Genomic DNA, 24,353 nt, shown 5'->3' on the forward strand with positions numbered 1-24,353 from the left:
GAGGCTTAATTCATTCATGATCTATATATTCTATTTCAAACTCGCTAAGCTTGCTTTTAAAGCTTCAATTTTAGCTTCAGCATCAGCTTGTTTGGCCTTTTCAATTGCTACAACTTTCTCTGGCGCATTGTTCACAAAACGTTCGTTAGAAAGCTTTTTATTTACTGAATTTAAGAAACCTTCAGTATATTTCAATTCTTCTTCCAGCTTAGCAATTTCAGCTTCTACATCAATTGCACCACCAACAGGAATAAAATAATCATTAGATTTCACACGAAAAGAAAGAGCGCCTTCAACCTGCTCGTTCACATATTCCAGATTGGCGATATTCCCCATTTTGGTGATCACTTTATCAAACGAGTCTGAAACATTATCGTTATTCTGAACTTTAAGATCGATCTCGTTCTTAAATGCAATATTCTTGTCTTTTCTAATCTTTCTTACTCCGGAAATTACTTCGGAAGCAAAAACAAATTCATTAATGATATTTTCATCATAAGAAACCTGCTCTGGCCATTTTTCTACGATTAAAGCTTCTTCTGGCGTTCTATTACTAATGGTTTGCCAAATCTCTTCAGTAACAAAAGGTATAAACGGATGAAGAATCCTTAAATTATCTTCTAAAATTGCGATTACCGCATCGAATGTTTTCTTATCAATTGGTTGCCCGTAAGCCGGCTTTACCATTTCTAAAAACCAGCTACAGTAATCGTCCCAGATTAACTTATAAGTTCCCATCAACGCATCACTAATTCTATACTTAGAATAATGATCTTCAATTTCAGCCAGACTCTTCTGGAATTTCGCCTTATACCAATCGATCGCAATTTTCGATGTTTCTGGCTGCTCAATTTCTTCTGAAACTTCCCATCCCATCACCAAACGGAAGGCATTCCATATTTTATTCGCAAAAGCACTACCTTGCTTACAAAGATCCTCATCAAACATAAGATCGTTCCCAGCAGGAGAACTTAGCAACATCCCAACACGTACACCATCTGCACCGTATTGATCGATCAATCCAAGTGGATCTGGTGAATTCCCTAAAGATTTCGACATCTTACGACGTTGCTTATCACGCACAATTCCGGTTAGGTACACATTTTTGAATGGTCGCTCACCTCGATATTCGTAACCTGCAATGATCATTCTTGCTACCCAGAAGAATAAAATCTCTGGTGCAGTTACTAGATCATTAGTTGGGTAATAATATTTTATTTCTTCATTCTCTGGTTCTAAAACTCCGTTGAAAACACTCATTGGCCATAACCAGGAAGAGAACCAGGTATCTAAAGCATCTTTATCCTGAGTAAGATCTTCAGCAGTTAATGCCGAATTCCCCGTTTTCTCCTGTGCTTTTATAACTGCATCTTCAAGCGATTCTGCAACTACAAAATCATTAGTTCCATCTCCATAATAATATGCCGGAATCTGGTGTCCCCACCAAAGCTGACGAGAAATGTTCCAATCACGTACATTTTCCATCCAGTGGCGGTATGTACTTAAAAACTTTTCTGGCACTAAATTAATATCGTCTCCAACTACCGCATCGATGGCCGGTTGCGCCAGGTCTTTCATCTTTAAGAACCATTGGTCGCTTAGTTTTGGCTCGATAACCGCACCAGTACGTTCACTGGTTCCTACTTTATTGGTATGCTCTTCAGTTTTAACTAAAACTCCAGATTCTTTTAATTCAGCTACAATTTCTTTTCTTACTGCAAAACGATCTTTTCCGGCATAATGCATTCCGAAGTCATTAAGCGTTGCATCATCATTAAAAATATCGATGATTTCAAGGTTGTGCTTATCTCCTAACATTTTATCATTCTCGTCGTGCGCCGGAGTAACTTTTAAGCAACCTGTACCAAATTCCAGATCTACATATTCATCTTCAATAATAGGGATTACTCGACCACAAATTGGCACGATCGCTTTTTTACCTTTAAGATGCGTAAACCGCTCGTCGTTAGGATTAATACAAATCGCAGTATCTCCAAGAATCGTTTCAGGACGTGTTGTAGCGATAGTTACCACATCATCACTTCCTTCGATCTTATAATTAAGATAATATAAATGACCTTGTTTTTCCTGATAGATCACCTCTTCGTCAGAAAGTGTGGTTTTAGCTTCTGGATCCCAGTTTACCATTCTAAATCCACGATAAACCAAACCTTTTTCATACAGATCTACAAAAACTTTGATCACAGACGCAGACATATTGTCGTCCATCGTAAACTTTGTACGATCCCAATCACATGAAGCTCCTAATTTTTTAAGCTGATCCAGGATAATCCCACCATGCTTATGCGTCCATTCCCAGGCGTGTTCCAAAAATTCCTCACGAGAAAGATCATTTTTATTAATTCCCTCGCTTTTAAGTTTTGCTACAACCTTAGCTTCAGTAGCGATAGAAGCATGATCTGTACCCGGCACCCAGCACGCATTAAATCCTTTTAAACGAGCTCTTCTCACCAATACATCCTGAATAGTATTATTCAGCATATGCCCCATATGCAGGACTCCTGTTACGTTTGGTGGTGGGATAACAATGGTATAAGGTTCTCTTTCGTCGACCTCAGAATGGAAGTATTTATTATCCATCCAGTATTTATACCATTTATCTTCTACTTTATTTGCGCTGTATTGTGAAGCGATTGCCATAATTGGTCTAGTTTTTGAAAATAAAGGCAAAAGTAATTATAAGTGAAGGAATTTAAAAGAAGTTGAATTGAATATAATTTTTGAATCTGTAGCAATTCAGCGTATCTTTACTTTTCCGAAAATTATTGAATTATGAAAAAACTAGCATTAATCGCCATTTTGGCTTTTGTAGGCTTCAACTCTGCCATCGCGCAGAAAGCCGCAAAAATGGAATTTAAGTCTGAAACTTTAGACTACGGTGAAATTAAAAAAGGAAGCGACGGCGTTCGTGTGTTCGAATTTACAAATACTGGTGACATCGATTTGGTGATCACTAATGTAACTTCGAGCTGCGGCTGTACGATTCCTAAAAAACCAGACGGCCCGGTAAAACCAGGAGAATCTGGAAAGATCGAAGTAAAATACGATACAAGACGTGTTGGCCCAATAAGAAAAACGGTAACAGTATATTCTAATGCTGAAGAACCCACTAAAGCTTTAAAAATTAAAGGTAGGGTTATAGATGCTGAAGCCACCAAAACCGATGATGGCGATACCGACACCAAGTAATTTACGATACCTATAGATTAAAACTCCCAACTTTTGGGAGTTTTTTTATTTGAAGATTTTTCTAAAATATTCAATATAGATTATCTATTTAAATTTCAATAAAAGCTTCCCAACATTCTTACTTTAATTTTGCATTTTTGCACCAAACATAAAACGTAAAAGAATGCCTTCAATTTCTAAAAAAGGGCTTAGCATGCCCGAATCTCCGATAAGGAAATTAGTTCCGTTTGCAGAAGCTGCAGCGAAAAAAGGTAAAAAGATATACCAGTTAAATATTGGCCAGCCAGATATAAAAACTCCAGATGTTGCCATGCAGGCTGTAAAGGATAATAGCATCGAAGTTTTATCTTATAGCCACTCTGCAGGGTTTGCAAGCTATCGAGAAAAACTGGCTAAATATTACGAGAGAAACGACATTCATGTTTCTGCGGAAGAAATCATTGTAACCACTGGTGGCTCTGAAGCACTTTTATTCGCAATGGGAACTATTACCGATCCCGGAGATGAAGTAATTATTCCTGAACCGTTTTATGCAAATTACAATGGTTTTGCAACTTCTAGCGGAGTAACAATTGTCCCTATTGAATCTTCAATAGAAAACAATTTTGCATTACCTCCAATTTCAGAATTCGAGAAATTAATTACAGAAAGTACAAAAGCGATCCTTCTTTGTAATCCGGGAAATCCAACAGGATATCTTTACACCAAAGAAGAAGTACAACAAATCGCCGATCTTGCTTTAAAGCACGATCTTTTTGTAGTGGCCGATGAGGTGTATCGTGAATTCACTTACGACGGAGTAAAACATAATAGTATTATGAGTATTCCAGAATTAGCGAATAATGCCATTATGGTAGACTCGGTTTCTAAGCGTTTTAGTATGTGCGGTGCTCGTATTGGATGTTTAGTTTCTAAAAATAAAGAAGTGATCACTACTGCAATGAAGTTTGCACAGGCAAGACTTAGCCCGCCAACTTTAGCACAAATTGCCAGTGAAGCTGCTTTAGATACTCCACAGGAATATTTTGAAGAAGTAAACGAAGAATATACCTTAAGAAGAAACATTCTTGTTGAAGGCCTGGAAAAGATCGAAGGCGTTAACGTAGCTAAACCAAAAGGTGCTTTTTATTGTATTGCAGAACTTCCTATAGAAAGTGCAGATGATTTTGCACAATGGCTATTAGAAGATTTTGAATACGAGGGTGAAACAGTAATGGTCGCCCCAGCAGCAGGTTTTTATTCTACACCTAACACAGGATTAAATCAGGTACGAATTGCTTACGTTCTTAAGAGAGAAAATCTTGAACGCGCACTACAAATTCTAGAAGTAGCGATTAAAGAATACACCAGCAAATAAGATCATGAAGGTAATCCACAATGTTTCTTTAAAGCCCTACAACACCTTTGGTATTGATGTAAGAGCAAGTAAATTCATCAAAATCAAAGAAATCGAGGATCTAAAGAAGATTTTAAGGAAAACCTATGCTGAAGAACTTTTTATCCTGGGCGGTGGCAGCAATATGCTCTTAACCGGAGATATTCACAAAACAGTGCTTCAAATCGACCTAAAAGGAAAAGAAGTTGTAGAAGAAAAAAATGATTATGTAATTATAAAAGCTCATGCCGGCGAAAACTGGCATGAGTTTGTTTTATGGACGCTAGAGCAAAATTTTGGCGGCCTGGAAAATCTTTCCCTAATCCCAGGAAATGTAGGCACCTCTCCTATTCAGAATATTGGCGCTTATGGCGTAGAACTTAAAGACAGTTTTGTCTCTTGCGAAGCCATAAATATTCAAACACTGGAAAGCCGGACTTTTCCGCTGGAAGATTGTGATTTTGGATATCGAAATTCGGTTTTTAAAAACAAGCTGAAAGGCCAATATATCATCACCAGTGTAAACTTTAAACTGAGTTCTAAAAACCACCAGCTTAAGATGGATTATGGTGCCATCAGAACTGAACTGGAAGCTTTAGAAAACCCAACGATCAAAGATATTTCGAATGCGGTGATCAAAATCAGGGAAAGTAAATTACCCAATCCTGCCGAAATTGGTAATTCTGGAAGCTTTTTTAAAAATCCTGTTATTTCTGCGAAAGTTTTTAAAAACTTACAAGAGCATTTTCCTGAAATACCTAGCTATCCAATTAGCGAAACTGAAGTTAAAGTTCCTGCCGGGTGGCTTATCGACCAGTCGGGATTAAAAGGGTATCGCGATGGCGATGCCGGAGTACACAAAAAACAGGCTTTAGTTTTAGTGAATTATGGCAATGCCAGCGGAAACGACATTTTGATGCTCTCTATAAAAGTTAGGGAAGTTGTAAAAGAGAAATTCGGGATCGACCTGGAACCTGAAGTGAATATTATTTAATTCCGCCCTACAATTCCGTTTATTTTATATAGAAATCCGTTTGAAGCTTTGGCGGGTTTAGCCAATTTCAGCCATTCTCCAGCAGCCGATTTTATATAAATTTCACCATCTTTTTCTACAAACTTTAACCTGGAGCCTTCCATGTTTTCTACTAATAATTGATGCTGATTTTCAATAATTTCAGCCTTTAATTTTCCGTAAGGCAAAGCACGATTCAGCATAAATAATTTAGAGAATCCTGCAGACTCATTTTCGTTGAATTCAGCATAATTTATATTTTTAAAAGCTTCATCTTCCGGAGCAAATACAGTGTACGGCCCACGGCCTTTCAATAAAGTCGCGGCCAAATCTCCATTTTGAAGAATATGATTAAAATTAGAAAGCTCAATATCTTCTGCAGCAATAATAGCAATACTTCTAGACTCGGTTATTGCTTTCATTCGCTTTGTGTTGCTAATATCAACCAAACTATCTTCTAATTTCAACTCGTCGATTATATTTTGCCGCTGTTTTTCTTTTAAATTATCGCAAGAAGTCCATAAAAAAAGAGCGGCAAAAACTAATATTACCTGTTTCATACTTCTAAAATACAGCCACTTAAAATCTCATTACGGTAAAACTTCGTTAAAGAATGTAAAGCAATTACTAAACCTGCGACTTATTTTAAAAACGAGCGAATAATTCGTATTTTTGCATCACAAGATTTAATTATGGAACTATTTATCATAACAGCGGTTTTATTAGGATTGGCCTTTGCGGGTATTGCAATTAAAATATGGGGAAAGAAAGATGGTGAGTTTGCAGGAACCTGCGCCAGCCAGAGCCCTTTTTTAAATAAAGAAGGTGAGCCTTGCAGTTTCTGCGGAAAAGCGCCAGACGAAAAGTGTAAAAATCCAAAGCAACAGACCAATTAATGCTGAATGGCGACAGTTCTAATTGCCCTTTTTCTTCTATTTGCGGCAATAAACATTAGTTATTTTATAGCTTTTTTTAGCTTTTCTGGCTCCAGATCTTCTGAAGCTAAACCGGTAACATTTCCTGTTTCGGTAATTGTTTGTGCTAAAAATGAAGCTGAAAACCTACAAAACTTCCTGCCTTCGATCTTAGAGCAGGATTATCCAGATTTCGAGGTAATTGTAATTAACGACGCTTCTGCAGATCATACTTTAGATATTATTGAAGAATTTCAACAGATCGATCCCAGGATAAAGATCGTAAATGTTGAAAATAACGAAGCCTTTTGGGCGAACAAAAAATACGCACTTACGCTAGGCATCAAAAAAGCCCAAAACGAACACTTAGTTTTTACTGATGCAGATTGTGCCCCTCAATCGATTCATTGGTTACGCCATATGGCTTCAGGATTTTCAGAAGAAAAAACTATCGTTTTAGGATATGGTGGATACTTTCAATATAAAAAATCATTCATTAATAAGTTAATTCGTTTTGAAACGCTTTTAACCGCTATTCAGTATTTTTCGTACGCTAAACTTGGTAACCCTTATATGGGCGTAGGCAGAAATTTAGCTTATACTTCTGGCCAGTTTTACAAACTGAATGGCTTTGCCTCTCACCTACAAATTAGATCTGGTGATGATGATCTTTTTGTAAACGAAGCAGCGACCAATAAAAATGTAGTGCTTTGCGATCATAACGAAAGTATTACCAGAAGTGTCCCAAAAACCAGCATTTCTAAATGGTTTAGACAAAAAAGACGACATGCCTCTGTGGCTAAATTCTATAAATCGAAACATAAACTTTTGCTAGGTCTATTTTACACGAGCAGATTATTGTTTTGGATCTTATTGATTATTTTACTGAGCTTTAAAATATACTGGCCATTCTCTTTAGGTGTTTTAGCACTAACTTTAATTATTGAAGGAATCGTGTATTTTCAGTCGGCCAAAAAACTAGACGAAAAAGACGTTATTTGGTTATTTCCCATTCTCGAACCTTTCCTAATCCTATCACAATTAGGTATATTTATAGCCAACATTTTTTCAAAACCCTCACATTGGAAATAAATCAGGAGTTATTATTACAAAAAATTCAGGAGGCGAAAAAAGGAAGTCAGTCGGCTTTCAACTATTTGCTCGATAAGTTTTGGAACGATGTTTATGGTTTTCAGCTTAAAAAGACACAAAATGAATATGAAGCTGAAGATATTACGATCCAAACCTTCTCGAAAGCTTTTAAACGATTAGAAACTTTCGATGAAAATTATTCTTTTAGCACCTGGTTAATTGCCATTTCTAAAAATATTCATGTAGATATTCTTCGGAAGAAAAACAGCCAGTTACGCATAAATACTATTTCTGAAGCGAGCGATAAAGTAAATACGATCGTCGACGAAACACCTTCTATAGAAGACAAACTTATTACTGAACAAAATTTGGCGCAATTGCTTCAGGATATCAAAAAACTAAAGCCACATTACCAGGAAGTTTTAAACCTTCGGTTTTTTCAAGAGAAATCCTATAAAGAAATTTCAGAAGCATTAGGAGAACCTATGAATAATGTAAAGGTTAAATTACTAAGAGCCAAAAAATTACTTTCAGAAATTATCGAAGATCGTAAAAGCTAATTAAGGTTTTTAAACTACCTGCGTCTAATTATGCAATTAGATAGAATATTGTATCTTTGAACAAGAGATTTTTGCTATGAGTACAGAAACACTTACACCTACAAAAACAACACCTAAAGGAAAACCGAAATGGCTTAGAGTTAAGCTTCCTACAGGTAAAAAATATACCGAATTACGTAGTCTTGTAGACAAATACGATCTACATACGATCTGTACTTCGGGAAGTTGCCCAAACATGGGAGAATGCTGGAGCGAAGGAACCGCAACTTTTATGATATTAGGTAATATTTGTACGCGTTCCTGCGGATTTTGTGGTGTAAAAACTGGTAGACCAGAAACGGTAGATTGGGACGAGCCAGAGAAAGTAGCACGATCTATTAAATTAATGAAAATTAAGCACGCGGTAGTTACAAGTGTAGACCGTGATGATTTAAAAGATATGGGATCGATCATTTGGGCAGAAACGGTAAAAGCTATTCGCCGAATGAATCCTGAAACCACTTTAGAAACACTTATCCCAGATTTTCAGGGAAATACCAGAAATATAGATCGTATCGTAGAGGTAGCTCCAGAAGTTGTTTCTCATAACATGGAAACGGTTCGCAGATTAACGCGAGAGGTAAGAATCCAGGCAAAATACGATCGCTCTTTAGAAGTCTTGCGCTATTTAAAAGAACAGGGCATAAATCGTACAAAATCGGGAATTATGCTTGGTCTTGGCGAAACTGAAGAAGAAGTGATCCAAACACTTCACGATCTTAAAGACGCTAACGTAGATGTGGTCACTATTGGGCAGTATTTACAACCAAGTAAACGCCATTTACCGGTTAAGCAATTTATCACTCCAGATCAATTTAAAAAGTACGAAGCTATAGGTTTAGATCTTGGATTTAGACATGTGGAAAGTAGTGCTCTGGTAAGATCTTCTTATAAAGCGCAAAAGCACATTAACTAAGAAAATGCCTGAAATCATTAATCTTGGAATAAACGGTTTTGGCCGCATTGGTCGAAATTTGTTCAGATTGCTTATTGACCATCCTCAAATAAATGTGGTCGCTATCAACGACCTCGCCGATTCAAAAACACTGGCGCATTTATTAAAATACGATAGCATCCACGGAATTTTTAATGCTGATATTTCTGCTGAAGAAAACAAGCTTGTGGTTAACGGAAAAACTACCACCGTTTTTAACCAAAATCACCCTTCTAAAATCGATTGGACTTCTTCTGAAACTGATGTAGTAGTTGAAGCTACCGGAAAATTTAAAACCCGTCCAGAACTGGAAAAACATTTAGGAGAGACTGTAAAAAAAGTGATCTTATCTGTTCCGCCGCAAGACGAAAGCATAAAAATGGTGGTTCTTGGTGTGAACGAGCATATTTTAGATGGCAATGAAGATATTATTTCCAACGCTAGCTGCACTACAAATAATGCGGCACCAATGCTAAAGCTTATTCACGAAAATTTTGCCGTAGAACAAGCTTATATTACCACCGTACATTCTTTTACATCAGACCAAAGTTTGCACGACCAGCCACATCGAGATCTTCGACGAAGCAGAGCGGCAACACAGTCGATAATTCCTACAACAACCGGCGCTGCAAAAGCGCTGACTTCGATATTTCCAGAGCTAAGTGATGTGATTGGTGGCTGCGGAATTAGAGTACCGGTTCCTAACGGTTCTTTAACCGATATGACAATTAATGTCTCAAAATCTACTTCAATAAAAGAAGTAAATGAAATTTTTAAGATCGCTTCAGAAACAAGTTTACGCGGAATTTTAAGCTATACAGAAGACCCAATAGTTTCTAAAGATATCTCTGGGAACCCTCATTCTTGCGTTTTTGATGCAGAAATGACTTCAGTAATCGACGGAAAATTAATAAAACTTATAGGCTGGTACGATAACGAAGTTGGATATTCAAGCAGGTTGATAGATTTAATTTCTACTTTCTATTAATTTAAGTATCTTTAGCAGCAATTTTTAGCCTTTTAGCTGTAAAATGAATAAGTTAAAGCTTACGTATTTCCTGCTTTTTACTTGCTTTTTAATTTTTTCAACTAGCGCCCAAAACCAGAATAGAGAAAAAATTACCCGTCAAATTGATAGCCTTTTAAAGAGTGCAGAACTTTCTGTAAACAGGTACGAATTTGACAAAGCAACAGATGAACTTAACCGATCATTAGAACTAGCACAGGATATTAACCATAAGAGGAACATTGCCTTAGCCAGCAGTATCTCCTCTAAACTTAATTATATACAACACAACTATAGTGATGCCACTACGGCTATAAACAGAGCGATTGCTATACAGCGTGAGATATTAGACGAAAAAGGCCTTGCCTACAGCTACCTTAGCTTTTCTAAGATCCTAATTTCCCAGAAGGAACGGCAACGAGCGATGGATTACCTTAATCTATCTGAAAGCCATTATAAGAAATCAAATAATAAAGATCTAGATCAATACCTTTCTCTGCTGAATTTACAGCGCGCTATTATTTTCCTGAATTTAGACGAATCTCCAGATAAAGCTTTTCAGCATTTAATGAAAGCGAAACAAGATCTGGATTCACTTTCTAATCCATACGAATATGCTAGACTTCATTACTATTTAGCCCGAACAGAACTTCGACGAGAAAATTATCCTGAAGCCATTAAATATGCAAATATTGCTTTAGGAATTGCTCAGCAAAAGAAGTTTATTGGCATGGTAATGAGCTCTTACAATATTCTTAGCCAAATTTACGAAGTCCAGGGAAATACTGAAGAGGCTTTAAGTTACCTGAAATTGGCGAATACAGAGCGAGACCGACTTTTTGATATTAATAAAAAAGCACTTGCTAAAGATCTTTACAGTAAATATGGCAACGATGCCTTAAAAAGCGAAATAAAGGAACTTGCTGCTCAAAGAGAAGAAAACGAGCGTTCTTTAAAAGTGAATAAACTCACCACCATTTTAAGTGTAGCCTTAATCACGATCTTATCCTTGCTTACGCTATCACTTTATAAGAATAACAATTTAAGAGCTAGAGCAAACGGATTGCTTCAAAAGAAAAATCGTGAACTTACATTGGCAAAAGAAAATGCTGAGCGTGCCACAACTGCCAAAGCACAGTTTTTGAGTACGATCACTCACGAACTTAGGACACCGCTTTATGCCGTTACCGGACTAACGCATTTGTTATTGGAAGAAAATCCAACTCCCAATCAAAAAGAACACCTGAATTCTTTAAAATTTTCAGGGGAATATTTATTGAGTTTGATCAATAACATCCTGGATCTTAATAAACTTGAAGCTAATAAAGTAGAGATCGTAAAATCTTCATTCGATCTTAAAAAAAGAATTTCAGATGTTTTAGTAGCGCTTAAAAATTCTGCAGACGATAAAAACATTGATATTCACTTCGATTTTGGGAAAAATATTCCGAAGAAATTAAAAGGAGATCCACTAAAATTATCTCAGATTTTGATCAATCTTATCGGGAATTCGATCAAATTTACTGAAGATGGAGACATTTGGATAAAAGTTGAATTAATCGAACAGGTTAAAGACGAAGTTTCCCTTCATTTTGAAATTAAAGATAACGGTGAGGGAATTTCGAAAGAAAAGCAAAAGGCAATATTCGAGAATTTCACTCAAGGTTCGACACAAATCAACCGTAAATTTGGTGGTACAGGTTTAGGACTTTCTATAGTGAAAAACCTGCTTACCCTAATGGGTAGCGAAATTAGCCTTGAAAGTGACTTAGGAAAAGGTTCTAAATTTTCTTTCGACCTTAATTTTATTATCGTAGAATCAGCTTCGAAACCAGCAGAAACTAAGCAGAAACTACCGGTTAAGAACGAGGATTATCTTGAAGACAAAGAAATTCTTGTAGTAGAAGATAATAAGATCAATCAAATGATCACTAAGAAGATCATCGAGAAAAATAAAGCTATTTGTAAAGTTGCCGATAACGGTACCACCGCAATTGAAATGGTGAAAGAAGGAAATTTCAACCTAATTTTAATGGATATTCACATGCCAGGAATTAGTGGTATTGATGCAACCAAGGAAATTAGAAAATTTGATACTGAAATCCCTATTATCGCTTTGACAGCGGTTACTTTAGATGAAAATCTGGATGAATTTTATCTAAATGGTTTCAATGATATTATCCCGAAACCATATAAAACGGAAGAGTTTTTTACCAAAATCAATAAATACCTAGCAAAACAAGAAGCTAAAGCTTAATTCTTACAGAATCAACATGACTTACAATTCATAAAAAAGCGGCCGTCTGATAGGCCGCTTTTTTTATTTTTGATGTTCTACTATAAATTTATTTACCCGGTTTAAAAAATGTGATTCATTTTCTACAAAATCGGTTTCAATAGGTAAATAATAAAGCGGAACACTAATCTTATCCTTTAAACGCATATAATCTTTCTCGGTCGTAAGGATACTATTTTTACTATTTAATATTTCGATCTCGCTTGCAGTGAAATTGTGATGATCTGGAAATTTTTGATGCTCAAAATGTATATTTTCAGCCTTTAGATAATCAATAAAAGGTTCTGGCTTGGCGATCCCGGTCACTACTGTTACGTTCTCTTTGATATCTTTTAAAGAAATATCTACATTTTCACTAAAGATCGTATTTGCGTATTTTATGGTAGAAAAATATAGATCTTGATATTGTTTAATCTGAAGCTTAAATCTTATATGCTCACGCTCTTTTAATGTAATATTCGCAGGACATTTTGTGACGATGATCACCTGTGCCCTATCGGCACCAGAATATGTTTCACGCAGATTTCCGGTAGGCAATAAAAAATCATTAGAATACAGATCGCCATAAGCAGTGAGTAAAATATTAAATCCTGCCTTTACTTTTCTATGCTGAAAAGCGTCATCTAAAAGTACAATTTCAGCATGTTGCTTTCTTAATTCGGCAATTCCATTTCTACGATCGGCATCTACAGCCACCATCGCGTTTGGGAATTTAGTTTTAAATTGCAAAGGTTCGTCACCCGTTTCAATGGCCTCTTCAGTTCCTTTCAGCATTAAAAAACCTTCAGTAGATCTTTTATAGCCTCTGCTTAAAACAGCGATATTTTCATAGTTTAACTTCCGCAGTAAATATTCGATCATTGGAGATTTACCCGTTCCGCCAGCACTAAGATTCCCAACACAGATCACCGGAAAATCATAGCTGGAACTTTTTAAAATTCCGGCGTCAAAAAATTTATTTCTAAACCATACAATTATTCCATATAAAAAGGCAAACGGAAAAAGGAATTTTCGTAGTAAATTCATACAGGGCGGGCTATAATATTTATCTTTGACATCTAATTTTTCGCAATTTGATTATTTAACTGATCGATTAAATGCATCAGATCAGCTTACTATCATTTGTTAGTTATAGGTTTTGGATGCTTTTTGAAAATTAATACATTATTTAAAAAGAACCCATTAATTACTGAATTAACAAAAAGACCTTGGTAAAGGCATTTAAAATTTAAAAATATGATTATTCAGGATATCATAAAAGAAATTGAAGCATTTGCTCCACTAAATTATGCCGAAGACTTCGATAATGTAGGACTTTTGATAGGTGATAAAAATGCTGAAGTTACCGGAGCACTTATCACTTTAGATACACTTGAAGCTACGGTAGATGAGGCGATTGCCAAAAATTGTAATCTTATTATTAGTTTTCATCCCATTATATTCTCTGGGCTTAAAAAAATTACGGGCAAAAATTATGTAGAGCGCGTAGTTCTTAAAGCGATAAAAAATGATATTGCTATTTATGCAATTCATACCGCATTAGACAATCAGCATAAAGGCGTAAATGATATGATTTGTGAGAAAATAGGACTCGTAAATCGCCAAATATTGATTCCGAAGAAGAACAGTATTAAAAAACTGCTCACCTTTGTTCCTAAAAATGATGCTGAAAAAGTTCGAAAAGCGATCTTTGATGCAGGTGGCGGCAGTATTGGAAACTACGATAATTGCAGCTTTAACGTAAACGGACAGGGAAGTTTTAAAGGAAATGAAGCATCTAATCCTGTAATAGGAGAACGAGGAAATATTCATTTTGAGGAAGAAACTCAGATTGGCATCACTTTCCCGGCTCATGTAGAGGGCAACATTTTAAATGCACTATTTAGTTCACATCCATACGAAGAAGTTGCATATGAAATTACGAGCCTGGAAAATACAAATCAGCATCTTGGGATGGGCATGATCGGTGAACTGGAAGAACCACAGGATGAAAAAAGCTTTCTGGAATTTATAAAATCGACTTTTAAAACAGGCTGTGTACGGCATTCAGCATTACTTGAAAAACCGATAAAAAAAGTTGCAGTTTTAGGTGGAAGTGGCGCTTTTGCGATCGAAAATGCGAAAAAAGCAAGTGCAGATATGTATATTACTGCAGATTTAAAATACCACGACTTCTATAAAGCCGAGCAAAATATAGTGTTAGCCGATATTGGACACTATGAAAGCGAACAGTTTACAAAAAATTTACTATATTCTTTTTTAACGAAAAAATTTAGTAATTTTGCACTTATTTTAGCAGAGACAAATAGCAATCCTATCAAGTATATTTAAGTATGGCAAAGAAAAATGATCTTACTGTAGAAGAGAAGTTAAGAGCTTTATACGATCTTCAGTTGGTAGATTCCAGAATTGATGAAATTCGAAACGTGAGAGGCGAACTTCCTTTAGAGGTACAGGATTTAGAAGATGAAGTAGCCGGATTGAATAAACGTTTACAAAAATTAGATGGTGATATCGAAGTAATCAACAACGATATTAAGAATAAGAAAAATCTTATCGACGAGTCTAAGACGACCATCAAAAAATATTCTGAGCAGCAAAAAAATGTTCGTAATAACCGTGAATTCAACGCTTTAACAAAAGAAGTTGAATACCAGGAATTAGAGATCGAACTTGCTGAAAAGCACATCAAAGAATACAAAGCTCAGATCGAGCAAAAGAAACAAGTGATCGAGCAAACCCAAGAGCGTCTTAAAGATCGCCAAGCTCACTTAGAGCACAAAAAAGGAGAACTTGATGCGATCCTTGCAGAGACCGAAAAAGAAGAGCAGGCGCTTATCGACAGATCAGAGCAATACGAGAATGAGATCGATGCACGTTTAGTAAAAGCTTACAAACGTATTCGTACCAATGTAAAAAATGGTTTAGCTATTGTGCCTGTAGAACGTGGTGCTTCAGGTGGTTCTTACTTTACGATTCCTCCACAGGTAATTATGGAAATTGCCGGAAGAAAAAAGATCATTACAGACGAGCACAGTGGTCGTATTCTTGTAGATGAAGATCTTGCAAAAGAAGAAAAAGAAAAAATGGATCAACTTTTCCAAAGCATGTAATAGCTTAAAAATTTGATTTAATCATATTAAAAACTGCTTAGAGATATTCGATATTTCTAAGCAGTTTTTTTATGTCTTAACTTAATCATCAAAAAAAGCAAGAATATTGATTAACAAGGATTTCACAATAAAGCGAGCTTAAAAACTTAACTTTACTAAGCAACTAACACAAAAAATTATGATAAAGAAAACTGTTATAATCGTATTCGCTTTACTTGCTTTTGCCTGTAGAAATGAAAATAAAGAAACCTCTGAAAATTCTTCAGATCCTGAAGTTGAGGTTGAAAGCAACGAACGAGAAGTAGATCAAGAAAGCGACATTAATCGTTATGATAATATCGATAATCTTGAAGAACCTGTAGATACTTCTAAAACCAATAGCGCTGCCGGGGAAATCTCAGGAAGATACACCAAGCAAGGTGAAATGGATGGAGCCTGCAATTGCTACTGTGTAGAAGTTAGCCTAACGGGAAATTCAGAGTTTTGTCTTCAGCCAGACCGTATGTATATTAATGTTAGGTTCGAGAAAACAGCCAGCGGTTACGATGCCTTTTATGTGAGTCCGTCTTCAAAAAATACCAACGAAGATCTGCCATGGGAAGATTTTTCTAAAGACGAACCTATTGCCAGCCTAGAACCTACAAAAACTGGCCTAAAACTTGATTGGTTAGGTTTTAAGATCGATGGACAACTGGCAACAGATTATGCGATCTTTGGAAAGAAAACATTAGAAGGAAACTTTACAAAAAGCTAATTAAAAAATGAGATCATTTATTTTAACTGCCGTTTGCCTAGTTCTTTTTGCCTGCGGAAATAATGCCCAAAACAATCCAGCCACAAAACCTGAAATCGCAAATGCTGAACCTGTTGAAGTTCCTGCAGAAAATGGATTTAAAAAAGCTTACTTTGCCAGTGGATGCTTTTGGTGTGTTGAAGCTGTTTACGAAAGTGTAAAAGGAGTAGATGAAGCAATCTCTGGCTACTCTGGTGGTCACACTAAAAATCCAACTTACGAACAAAGTAATACCGGAAGAACAGGCCATGCTGAAAGTGTAGAAGTTATTTACGATCCAGAGGTGGTAAGTTTTGAAACTTTGGTGCAGGTTTATTTTGGTTCGCAAAATCCTACACAGGTAAACGGACAAGGACCAGATCGTGGTTCGCAATACAGATCGATCGTTTTTTATCAAAATGAAGCACAAAAAAAGACTATCGAAAAGGTAAAAGCTGAAGTTGCTAAGAACTACAATAGCCCAATCGCTGCTGAAGTTTTGCCATTTCAGAAATTTTGGGTAGCCGAAGATTATCACCAGGATTATGAGAAGTATCATCCTGAAAATCCATACATTCAAAGTGTATCGATCCCAAGAATTAATCGATTCAAGAAAAAATTTCCAGAGCTGCTAAAAGAAAACGCTCATTAAAATTTATATTAATTTGAGTAGAACCCGAAATTCGATGATTTCGGGTTCTTTTTTTTGATTTTGGCCGAAGCATTAGATCATTTCAATATCGATTATTGACTAAAAGTGTATTTTAGTAAAAAAATTGTAGCCCCTAATGAGCATCACTATAGAGAACATTCTTTTAGTAGGTTCTCTCCTACTCTTTATTAGTATTCTTGCTGGTAAAACCTCTTATCGATTTGGTGTACCAACGCTGGTTTTATTTCTTTCTGTAGGGATTCTAGCTGGTAGTGAAGGTATTGGTGGTATTTATTTTAACGATCCAGAGATCGCTCAGTTTATCGGAATTGCATCTTTAAACTTCATTTTATTTTCAGGAGGATTAGACACCAACTGGAAAAGTATTAAGCCAGTAGTTTGGCAAGGAATTTCTCTTTCTACATTCGGAGTTCTATTTACTGCTCTTGGTGTAGGAACTTTTGTTTGGGCGATAACAGATTTTTCTATTTACGAAGGCTTGTTACTTGGTGCTATTGTTTCCTCTACAGATGCCGCTGCCGTATTTTCTATTTTAAGATCTAAAAACCTGGCATTAAAATCTCATTTAAGACCAACATTAGAGCTGGAAAGTGGTAGTAACGACCCAATGGCATACTTTCTCACCATCGCTTTTCTAGGCCTGGTTTTAAATCCAGAGCAAAGTATTTGGAATATTATCCCGCTTTTCATTCAGCAGATCTTAATTGGTGGATTGTTGGGATTCATTTTTGGGAAACTCTGCAAGGTGGTTATCAATAAAATTAAATTAGATTTCGACGGATTATATCCTGTACTTGCAATCGCGCTGATGTTCATTGTATTTTCAGCCACAAACTTTATGGGTGGTAACGGCTTTTTAGCGGTGTACTTAAGCGGAGTTTATTTAGGCAACCAAAACCTTATACGAAAGAAAACCATCATGCAAATGTTTGATGGGCTTGCCTGGTTAATGCAAATCGTACTTTTCCTTACCCTTGGATTGCTTGTTTATCCTAGCCAGATCGTTCCTGTAATAGGAATTGGATTAGTCATTTCTATATTCCTAATTTTCGTTGCAAGACCACTTGGAGTATTTATGAGCTTATCATTCTTTAAAATGAAAATGCGTCGTCGATGGTATGTTAGCTGGGTTGGATTACGTGGTGCGGTTCCTATTGTGTTCGCTACTTATCCACTGCTAGCCGGTGTAGACAAAGCAAACTTTATATTTAATATTGTCTTTTTTGTATCATTAAGCTCTATGATTATACAGGGAACAACTTTATCTGTAGTAGCAAAATGGTTACATGTTGCTTTACCAGAACGCGTAAAACCAAAAAGCCAGGTAGAAACTTTTTTATCTGATGGAGCAAAATCTATAATTCGGGAAATTCTTATTCCTGAAAATAATAATGCGGTAGGAAAACGAATTGTAGAACTCGGCTTTCCTAAAAAAGCAATTATTGCCATGATCTCCAGAAACGAGCAATTTATAACTCCAAAAGGAACTACAGCGATCGAAGCTAATGATATTTTGATCGTTCTTAGTGAAGACGAACGAACAATGACGCAGGTTTACGATGCTTTAGAAGTTAAAGAAGAACTGGAAGAAATCGAGTAGTAAACTACCTTGGGGCAAGCCCTCAAGGCATTCGTTGGAAACAAATTTTTAATTGCGAGGCAAGCCTCGGGGTATTATACCCTTTGGCGGTGCCAATAAAATTAAACTGTTACTTTTTCACCAAGTAATTCTAAAATACGCTCTTCAACTTCAGGACTATCCCAATTAGATTCGATATCCGGCATTTGTAAAACCTCAGCCATGATCTTTTCCTGCTTATCGCCAATCTTTAAGGCTTCAGCATAAGAATGATCTGAAAAAGTTACTCGTGAATATAACGGCACCCAGGCTTCAGGATGATTTTCAGCAAATTTCTTTTCTATTTTTTTCTGAAGTAAAAACATAGGATTCGCTGTTTTGCTACTCATTTCTATAAAGTTCCTATAACTTAATTCAGCAATAGCATCTCCGTTAGGTTTTCTGGCAATTTGATATTCAGAAAATATCTTATCCCAATCATCTCCATGTGCTTCCATCTTATCAAAAAGTACCGAAATATCTTCGAAACCTGCATTCATTCCCTGTCCATAAAACGGTACAATTGCATGAGCAGAATCTCCAATTAAGGTCACTTTATCATCATAACGCCAAGGAAAACATTTAATCGTCACCATGGCACTTGTAGGGTTTTTAAAGAAGTCTTTCTTTAAATTAGCTATATCTTCTTTAATATCTGGGAAGTACTTTTCGAAAAATGCTTCAGCTTTAGCTTCAGTATTGATACTTTCAAAAGAAACTTCACCTTCAAAAGGCATAAACAAAGTACAGGTAAAACTTCCATCTAAATTAGGCATCGCAATAAGCATAAACTTACCACGGGGCCAAATATGAAAAGAAGCATTATCTAATTTATGAGAACCGTCTGGGTTTGCGGGAATCGTAAGTTCTTTATAAGCCACATCGATAAAATGCTGCGAATAATTGAACCTGCTTTGTCGTTGCATTTTATGTCTTACGCGAGAAAAAGCGCCATCTGCGCCAAAAATAAGATCGAATTTATATTCGGTCCAAGGTGTAGTTTCTGAATCACCGGTATAAATTGTGGCTTGCTTTAGATCGATATCCCAAACCTTCTCTTCGAACTTAAAAACCGCACCAGCTTCTTCAGCAAGATCGATCATTTTTCGGTTTAAAATTCCGCGGGAAATCGAATAGATCGCTTCGCCTTCTTTCCCGTATTTCTGAAAATAAAGTGGCTTCTCGTTTACGTGCATAGCACGCTTATCTAAAGGCAGTGCCAGTTTTCTAATTTCGTCTTCTAATCCTATTCTTCGTAATGCACTCCAACCACGATTAGACATTGCCAGGTTAATTGACCTACCGGAAAATTCTACTTTTCTAACATCTGGCCTACGATCAAAAATAGTTACCTGATGTCCGGCTTTTCTTAAATAAACCGCTAGTAAAGATCCTACCAGGCCCGAGCCAACGATTGCAATATTCTTAGATTGTTGCATGAATTAATTTGAAGTACGCGATCTGCTTTGTAAGGAAAACAAATACAATTTAGAATACAAAAATACAGATATTTTGCGAAAGACCTTATTCTTTAGCATTTATGCAACATTTCGCACTGCATTGTCGATAAAACTCGAATTATTTTAGATTTCTATTTTCACACAACAATTCATAATCTTTCATTAAAAGCCTACTAAAATTGGTTAATTGATTGATTTTAAAGAATTCAAACCACTACTTTTAAATTCAATTCAAAATTTAAGAATTATGGATCAAGAGAAAATTGATAATATGCGTTCCACTTTAAATAAGCTGGAAGACATTAAAAACAGTCAGGAAAGTATTATCGATAAAATAAATCATGTAATCACAGATTTATTTGAGCATCCTGATAAAGAATTAGAAAAAGCAATGGAAGATGCACACCAGCGATCTTCAGATAATATTGACGCTGTAAACGAAGCCATCGAAGCTTACGAAATGAAAATTAACCAGCTGGAATTACAGGATTAATTTAAAAATCCATTAACAGCAGGTATAAAAACAGAGTTGTAAATTGAGGTTAGTTTAAAAACTAACCTCTTTTTTATTGAATATCGAGTCTCACCTCAAAATATAATTTCTCATGAAACATGTTAGCGCCAGTGATATTGAAGGCATGGAAAAAATCTTTAGGTTAAACCTGGTAAATAGCCTGTCTGGTTATAAAAGTGCTAATCTTATTGCCACAAAATCTGAAGAAAAAGGAGCCAATGTTGCTGTTTTTAGTTCGGTTACTCATTTAGGAAGCGATCCTGCGTTACTGGGTTTTGTAACCCGGCCAGAAACGGTACCGCGAAATACCTATAAGAATATAAAAGATACTAAATACTTTACTGTAAATCATATTCACCAAGATATGATCGCGAAAGCACATCAAACCGCTGCAAAATACGAAGAGGAAGTATCTGAATTCAAAAAAACCGGACTCGAAGAGGAATATTTAGATGAATTCTATGCGCCTTATGTGAAACAATGCGCCGTCAAAATTGGTTGCGAATATGTAAACGAATATCAGATCAAAGAAAACGGAACCGCTTTGGTGATCGGGGCAATAAAGCATGTTTATTTTGATGAAAGTATACAGACGCCAGATGGCTGGTTGCGATTAGAAGATGCCGGCACCGTGGCGATAAATGGTTTAGATGCATATGCCCTACCAGCACTTTTAGACCGATTTCATTATGCGAGACCCGGCCAGGAGATCAAAAGTTTTTTTGATAATAACGAGCCCAAAGATTGAAAAACGTAAAGAAAGAAAACTTACCACAAAAGATTTGCCCTGTTTGCAACAGGCCTTTTACCTGGCGAAAGAAATGGACGAAAAACTGGGAAAATGTAATTTATTGTAGCGAAAAATGTCGCCGAACAAAATCGAAAAATAATTGAAGAATAATTAATGAGTACAGGACTTATCTGGTTTGAAAATAATTTAAGAGTAAAAGATAATGAGGCTTTTTTTAAAGCCTGTGAAAACCATGAAAAGCTAATCGCTATTTATTGTTTTGATCCCAGGAAGTTTGAAGAAACCAAATACGGATTTCCCAAAATGGGAAAATTCAGAGCTCAATTTTTGATTGAAAGTGTTATTCAACTTCAGCAGAATTTAGCTGACTTAAATATTAGTTTGTTTACTTTCCATAAAAAGCCAGAAGAAATTATTCCTGAAATTATCGAAGATCACCAAATTGAAGCCATTTATTTTCAGGAAGAGTGGACTTCAGAAGAAAAACAGATCATCGATTCTCTGAAAAACAAGCTTCAAAATATCGATTTTCGATCTTTCTACACGCAGTTTTTATTTCATCCTGAAGATATTCCTTATAATGACTTTAGTAAGATCCCGAAGGTGTATACTGAATTCAGAAAAGAGTGCGAAAAATATGTTGATGTTCGCGATGAGATTGAAATTCCGCAGCAAAAACCAGAAAGTAATCTTCTAAAAAACACTTCAAAACTGCCCAACCTTGAAGATCTGGGATTAGAAAATTTTGAACAGAATCCAAGAACCGCTTTTCCGTTTAAAGGAGGTGAAGATGAAGCCTGGAAAAGAATAAAGCACTACTTCTGGAAAACAAAAAATCTTGCTGAATACAAACAAACTCGTAACGGATTGTTAGGTGAAGATTACAGTTCTAAACTTTCGGCATGGCTTGCAAACGGAAGTATTTCCGCAGTAAGCATTTATCACGAAGTCAAAAAATTTGAGCAGGAAATCACCAAAAATCAAGATACTTATTGGTTGATATTCGAACTTATTTGGCGGGATTTTTTCAAATATATTTCCCTAAAACATGGAAACTCGATCTTCTTTTTAAGCGGAATTTTAAATAAAGAACTCGACTGGAACTTCAGCAAAGAAAAGCTGCAAAGCTGGATCGATGGTGAAACTAAAGAAGATTTTGTAAATGCCAATATGAAAGAGATTGCGGTAACCGGTTTTATGAGCAATCGTGGCCGGCAAAACGTGAATAGCTTTTGGGCGAAAGAATTAAAACAAGACTGGCGAGCGGGCGCTGCCTATTTTGAAAGTGTTTTAATCGATTATGATGTGCACAGTAACTGGGGAAACTGGATGTACAATAGCGGCGTGGGTAACGATCCTCGAGATCGAAAATTCAATATTAAAAAGCAGGCAGAGCGTTACGATCCTAATAATGAATATATTGATACATGGCTAAAAAACTAAAGAAATTACGGTTAATCTTAGGCGATCAATTAAACCATCAGCATAGTTGGTATAAGGAAGAGCAGGACGATATCATTTATGTCTTGATGGAAATGCGCCAGGAGACAGATTATACCGTGCATCATATTCAAAAAGTAGTTGGTTTCTTTTTAGCGATGCGCAATTTCGCTGAATATCTTAAAAAAAGAGAGCACGAGATCATTTATTACCACATCAACGATGAAGAAAATCAACAGGATCTGGCTGAAAATTTAAAGCAGCTCATCAAAAAAAAAGATATTGAAAAGTTCGAATATCAGCTCCCCGATGAATATCGTCTTGATGAACAACTAAAGGAAATTTGCGATTCCCTTTCAATCGAATCTGAAGCTTATGATACGCAGCATTTTTTAACGAAAAGAGATGATCTGGAAAAATTCTACAAAGGCAAAAAGCACATGACGATGGAATATTTTTACCGCGATATGCGGAAGAAATATGACATTATGATGGCCACAAAAAAGGATCCTGAAGGTGGAAAATGGAATTTCGACAAATCGAATCGTAAAAAATGGACGGGAAAACCTGAAATTCCGCATGAGCGTGGTTTTAGAAAAGATGTTTCAGGTTTAGTAAAAGAAATTGAAGAGGCCGGCATCAAAACTATGGGTAATATTGATGAGAAAAGTTTCAACTGGCCAACTTCTAGAGAAGACGGATTTTCGGTTTTAAATTATTTCTGTAAAAATTTACTCGTTCATTTTGGAGATTTTCAGGATGCTTTGCATACCGAACAAGCTTATCTTTTTCATTCACGATTATCTTTCTGCATGAATTCAAAAATGCTTAGTCCAAAGGAGGTGATCGAATCTGTAGTTGGATATTATTACGAGCATAAAGATGAAATCGATATTTCTCAGGTTGAAGGTTTTGTACGGCAAATTTTAGGCTGGAGAGAATATATGCGCGGTATTTACTGGTTAAAAATGCCGGGATACCGCAGAAGCAATAAACTAGATAATCAAAACGAATTGCCTCCATTTTACTGGGATGGGAATACCAAAATGAATTGTTTGCATCATTCGATCACGCAAAGTTTAGATAATGCTTACGCACATCATATTCAGCGTTTAATGATCACTGGGAATTATGCTTTACTTACCCAATGCCATCCCGACGAAGTTGATGCCTGGTATTTGGGAATTTATATCGATGCGATAGAATGGGTAGAAATTACCAATACCAGAGGAATGAGCCAGTTTGCTGATGGTGGTATTGTAGCTACAAAACCTTATGTATCCAGCGGTAGTTATATAAATAAAATGAGTAACTATTGTAAAAGTTGCCATTATAAAGTGAGTAAGAAAACTGAAGAGGATGCCTGCCCATTTAATAGCCTATACTGGAATTTTCTAGATGACAAGAAAGAATTCTTTAAAAACAACCAGCGAATGAATATGATGATGAGTTTGTTGGAAAAAAAAGATGCTAAAGAAATAGCAAAAATTAAAGAGCGAGCAGCCCAAATTATTAAAAACCCATCAGATTTTTAACATACGAGTTAATTACGAGTTAAATAGCTTTTAGCCAGA

23 protein-coding genes are annotated in these 24,353 nt (G+C 36.1%); 19 read left to right on the plus strand and 4 right to left on the minus strand.

All coding sequences use genetic code 11. The features are described 5' to 3' along the window. Positions 1-30: 30 nt before the first annotated feature. Positions 31-2,661, minus strand: coding sequence for a valine--tRNA ligase (locus INR75_RS00320; protein ID WP_223090313.1), 2,631 nt, complete (start codon positions 2,659-2,661; stop codon positions 31-33). Between the two features lie 132 nt (positions 2,662-2,793). On the opposite strand from INR75_RS00320, the gene INR75_RS00325 reads away from it, so the two are divergent. The 3 genes from INR75_RS00325 (at position 2,794) to murB (ending at position 5,579) form a co-directional block, all read left to right on the plus strand. Continuing rightward, positions 2,794-3,210: a DUF1573 domain-containing protein gene (locus INR75_RS00325; protein WP_223090314.1), complete on the plus strand. Its 417-nt coding sequence runs from the start codon at positions 2,794-2,796 to the stop codon at positions 3,208-3,210. A 163-nt stretch (positions 3,211-3,373) separates the two neighbouring features. Next, on the plus strand, positions 3,374-4,567 hold the full coding sequence (locus INR75_RS00330) for a pyridoxal phosphate-dependent aminotransferase (protein ID WP_223090315.1): 1,194 nt from the start codon (positions 3,374-3,376) through the stop codon (positions 4,565-4,567). A 4-nt stretch (positions 4,568-4,571) separates the two neighbouring features. Beyond that, the gene (gene murB / locus INR75_RS00335; protein ID WP_223090316.1) at positions 4,572-5,579 is read left to right on the plus strand and encodes a UDP-N-acetylmuramate dehydrogenase; all 1,008 of its coding nucleotides are present in this window, start codon (positions 4,572-4,574) and stop codon (positions 5,577-5,579) included. Here the strand turns inward: murB and INR75_RS00340 are convergent. After that, positions 5,576-6,157, minus strand: a complete 582-nt coding sequence (locus INR75_RS00340) for a fasciclin domain-containing protein (RefSeq protein WP_223090317.1) — start codon at positions 6,155-6,157, stop codon at positions 5,576-5,578. The two genes, murB and INR75_RS00340, sit on opposite strands and share 4 nt — an antisense overlap. A 132-nt stretch (positions 6,158-6,289) precedes the next feature. Here INR75_RS00340 and INR75_RS00345 point away from each other — a divergent pair, with 132 nt between their 5' ends. The 6 genes from INR75_RS00345 (at position 6,290) to INR75_RS00370 (ending at position 12,399) form a co-directional block, all read left to right on the plus strand. Then, a complete protein-coding gene (locus INR75_RS00345) occupies positions 6,290-6,493 on the plus strand; it encodes a membrane or secreted protein (RefSeq protein ID WP_223090318.1) in 204 nt (67 codons plus the stop codon). A 6-nt stretch (positions 6,494-6,499) separates the two neighbouring features. Beyond that, positions 6,500-7,603 carry a glycosyltransferase gene (locus INR75_RS00350; protein ID WP_223090319.1) on the plus strand — a complete coding sequence of 368 codons (1,104 nt, stop codon included), beginning with the start codon at positions 6,500-6,502 and terminating at the stop codon, positions 7,601-7,603. After that, positions 7,594-8,163, plus strand: coding sequence for an RNA polymerase sigma factor (locus INR75_RS00355; protein ID WP_223090320.1), 570 nt, complete (start codon positions 7,594-7,596; stop codon positions 8,161-8,163). The genes INR75_RS00350 and INR75_RS00355 overlap by 10 nt, the downstream gene beginning before the upstream one ends. Positions 8,164-8,239: 76 nt before the next feature. Continuing rightward, positions 8,240-9,118, plus strand: coding sequence for a lipoyl synthase (gene lipA / locus INR75_RS00360; RefSeq protein ID WP_092542972.1), 879 nt, complete (start codon positions 8,240-8,242; stop codon positions 9,116-9,118). 4 nt (positions 9,119-9,122) lie between these two features. Further along, positions 9,123-10,124, plus strand: coding sequence for a type I glyceraldehyde-3-phosphate dehydrogenase (gap, locus tag INR75_RS00365; RefSeq protein WP_223090321.1), 1,002 nt, complete (start codon positions 9,123-9,125; stop codon positions 10,122-10,124). Between the two features lie 43 nt (positions 10,125-10,167). Beyond that, the gene (locus INR75_RS00370) at positions 10,168-12,399 is read left to right on the plus strand and encodes an ATP-binding protein (RefSeq protein WP_223090322.1); all 2,232 of its coding nucleotides are present in this window, start codon (positions 10,168-10,170) and stop codon (positions 12,397-12,399) included. A gap of 63 nt (positions 12,400-12,462) precedes the next feature. Here the strand turns inward: INR75_RS00370 and lpxK are convergent, their stop codons facing one another. Next, the gene (gene lpxK, locus INR75_RS00375) at positions 12,463-13,464 is read right to left on the minus strand and encodes a tetraacyldisaccharide 4'-kinase (RefSeq protein ID WP_223090323.1); all 1,002 of its coding nucleotides are present in this window, start codon (positions 13,462-13,464) and stop codon (positions 12,463-12,465) included. Between the two features lie 210 nt (positions 13,465-13,674). Between lpxK and INR75_RS00380 the strand changes: the two genes are divergently transcribed. The 5 genes from INR75_RS00380 to INR75_RS00400 all read left to right on the plus strand — a co-directional run bounded on the left by INR75_RS00380 (position 13,675) and on the right by INR75_RS00400 (position 18,596). After that, positions 13,675-14,769: a Nif3-like dinuclear metal center hexameric protein gene (locus INR75_RS00380; RefSeq protein WP_223090324.1), complete on the plus strand. Its 1,095-nt coding sequence runs from the start codon at positions 13,675-13,677 to the stop codon at positions 14,767-14,769. 2 nt (positions 14,770-14,771) lie between these two features. Beyond that, positions 14,772-15,551: a zinc ribbon domain-containing protein gene (locus INR75_RS00385; protein ID WP_092542982.1), complete on the plus strand. Its 780-nt coding sequence runs from the start codon at positions 14,772-14,774 to the stop codon at positions 15,549-15,551. Positions 15,552-15,729: 178 nt separating this feature from the next. Continuing rightward, on the plus strand, positions 15,730-16,305 hold the full coding sequence (locus INR75_RS00390; protein WP_223090325.1) for a hypothetical protein: 576 nt from the start codon (positions 15,730-15,732) through the stop codon (positions 16,303-16,305). Positions 16,306-16,312: 7 nt separating this feature from the next. Beyond that, positions 16,313-16,975 carry a peptide-methionine (S)-S-oxide reductase MsrA gene (gene msrA, locus INR75_RS00395; RefSeq protein WP_223090326.1) on the plus strand — a complete coding sequence of 221 codons (663 nt, stop codon included), beginning with the start codon at positions 16,313-16,315 and terminating at the stop codon, positions 16,973-16,975. A gap of 136 nt (positions 16,976-17,111) precedes the next feature. After that, a complete protein-coding gene (locus INR75_RS00400; RefSeq protein ID WP_223090327.1) occupies positions 17,112-18,596 on the plus strand; it encodes a potassium/proton antiporter in 1,485 nt (494 codons plus the stop codon). A gap of 101 nt (positions 18,597-18,697) precedes the next feature. On the opposite strand, the gene INR75_RS00405 is transcribed toward INR75_RS00400, so the two are convergent. After that, entirely contained in the window at positions 18,698-20,053 is a 1,356-nt protein-coding gene (locus tag INR75_RS00405; RefSeq protein ID WP_223090328.1) for an NAD(P)/FAD-dependent oxidoreductase, read from the minus strand. A 268-nt stretch (positions 20,054-20,321) separates the two neighbouring features. On the opposite strand from INR75_RS00405, the gene INR75_RS00410 reads away from it, so the two are divergent. The 5 genes from INR75_RS00410 to INR75_RS00430 all read left to right on the plus strand — a co-directional run bounded on the left by INR75_RS00410 (position 20,322) and on the right by INR75_RS00430 (position 24,314). Continuing rightward, on the plus strand, positions 20,322-20,567 hold the full coding sequence (locus INR75_RS00410) for a hypothetical protein (protein ID WP_223090329.1): 246 nt from the start codon (positions 20,322-20,324) through the stop codon (positions 20,565-20,567). Between the two features lie 112 nt (positions 20,568-20,679). Continuing rightward, a complete protein-coding gene (locus INR75_RS00415; protein WP_092542992.1) occupies positions 20,680-21,336 on the plus strand; it encodes a flavin reductase family protein in 657 nt (218 codons plus the stop codon). Beyond that, on the plus strand, positions 21,333-21,482 hold the full coding sequence (locus INR75_RS00420; protein WP_223090330.1) for a DUF2256 domain-containing protein: 150 nt from the start codon (positions 21,333-21,335) through the stop codon (positions 21,480-21,482). Before INR75_RS00415 ends, INR75_RS00420 begins: the two co-directional genes overlap by 4 nt. A 10-nt stretch (positions 21,483-21,492) precedes the next feature. Beyond that, the gene (locus tag INR75_RS00425; protein ID WP_223090331.1) at positions 21,493-22,782 is read left to right on the plus strand and encodes a DASH family cryptochrome; all 1,290 of its coding nucleotides are present in this window, start codon (positions 21,493-21,495) and stop codon (positions 22,780-22,782) included. After that, complete coding sequence (locus INR75_RS00430) at positions 22,767-24,314, plus strand: cryptochrome/photolyase family protein (protein WP_223090332.1); 1,548 nt, start codon at positions 22,767-22,769, stop codon at positions 24,312-24,314. Before INR75_RS00425 ends, INR75_RS00430 begins: the two co-directional genes overlap by 16 nt. Positions 24,315-24,353 lie beyond the last annotated feature (39 nt).

This window comes from Zunongwangia sp. SCSIO 43204, assembly GCF_019904275.1.
GTDB lineage: Bacteria > Bacteroidota > Bacteroidia > Flavobacteriales > Flavobacteriaceae > Zunongwangia > Zunongwangia mangrovi.

Coding starts and splice junctions, on each gene's coding strand:
- INR75_RS00390 (WP_223090325.1), top strand. CDS start 15,730: ATGATAAAGAAAACTGTTATAATCGTATTCGCTTTACTTGCTTTTGCC.
- gap (WP_223090321.1), top strand. CDS start 9,123: ATGCCTGAAATCATTAATCTTGGAATAAACGGTTTTGGCCGCATTGGT.
- INR75_RS00405 (WP_223090328.1), bottom strand. CDS start 20,053: ATGCAACAATCTAAGAATATTGCAATCGTTGGCTCGGGCCTGGTAGGA.
- INR75_RS00370 (WP_223090322.1), top strand. CDS start 10,168: ATGAATAAGTTAAAGCTTACGTATTTCCTGCTTTTTACTTGCTTTTTA.
- lipA (WP_092542972.1), top strand. CDS start 8,240: ATGAGTACAGAAACACTTACACCTACAAAAACAACACCTAAAGGAAAA.
- INR75_RS00415 (WP_092542992.1), top strand. CDS start 20,680: ATGAAACATGTTAGCGCCAGTGATATTGAAGGCATGGAAAAAATCTTT.
- msrA (WP_223090326.1), top strand. CDS start 16,313: ATGAGATCATTTATTTTAACTGCCGTTTGCCTAGTTCTTTTTGCCTGC.
- INR75_RS00430 (WP_223090332.1), top strand. CDS start 22,767: ATGGCTAAAAAACTAAAGAAATTACGGTTAATCTTAGGCGATCAATTA.
- INR75_RS00425 (WP_223090331.1), top strand. CDS start 21,493: ATGAGTACAGGACTTATCTGGTTTGAAAATAATTTAAGAGTAAAAGAT.
- INR75_RS00345 (WP_223090318.1), top strand. CDS start 6,290: ATGGAACTATTTATCATAACAGCGGTTTTATTAGGATTGGCCTTTGCG.
- INR75_RS00320 (WP_223090313.1), bottom strand. CDS start 2,661: ATGGCAATCGCTTCACAATACAGCGCAAATAAAGTAGAAGATAAATGG.
- INR75_RS00350 (WP_223090319.1), top strand. CDS start 6,500: ATGGCGACAGTTCTAATTGCCCTTTTTCTTCTATTTGCGGCAATAAAC.
- INR75_RS00385 (WP_092542982.1), top strand. CDS start 14,772: ATGGCAAAGAAAAATGATCTTACTGTAGAAGAGAAGTTAAGAGCTTTA.
- INR75_RS00330 (WP_223090315.1), top strand. CDS start 3,374: ATGCCTTCAATTTCTAAAAAAGGGCTTAGCATGCCCGAATCTCCGATA.
- INR75_RS00400 (WP_223090327.1), top strand. CDS start 17,112: ATGAGCATCACTATAGAGAACATTCTTTTAGTAGGTTCTCTCCTACTC.
- INR75_RS00410 (WP_223090329.1), top strand. CDS start 20,322: ATGGATCAAGAGAAAATTGATAATATGCGTTCCACTTTAAATAAGCTG.
- INR75_RS00340 (WP_223090317.1), bottom strand. CDS start 6,157: ATGAAACAGGTAATATTAGTTTTTGCCGCTCTTTTTTTATGGACTTCT.
- INR75_RS00325 (WP_223090314.1), top strand. CDS start 2,794: ATGAAAAAACTAGCATTAATCGCCATTTTGGCTTTTGTAGGCTTCAAC.
- INR75_RS00380 (WP_223090324.1), top strand. CDS start 13,675: ATGATTATTCAGGATATCATAAAAGAAATTGAAGCATTTGCTCCACTA.
- lpxK (WP_223090323.1), bottom strand. CDS start 13,464: ATGAATTTACTACGAAAATTCCTTTTTCCGTTTGCCTTTTTATATGGA.
- murB (WP_223090316.1), top strand. CDS start 4,572: ATGAAGGTAATCCACAATGTTTCTTTAAAGCCCTACAACACCTTTGGT.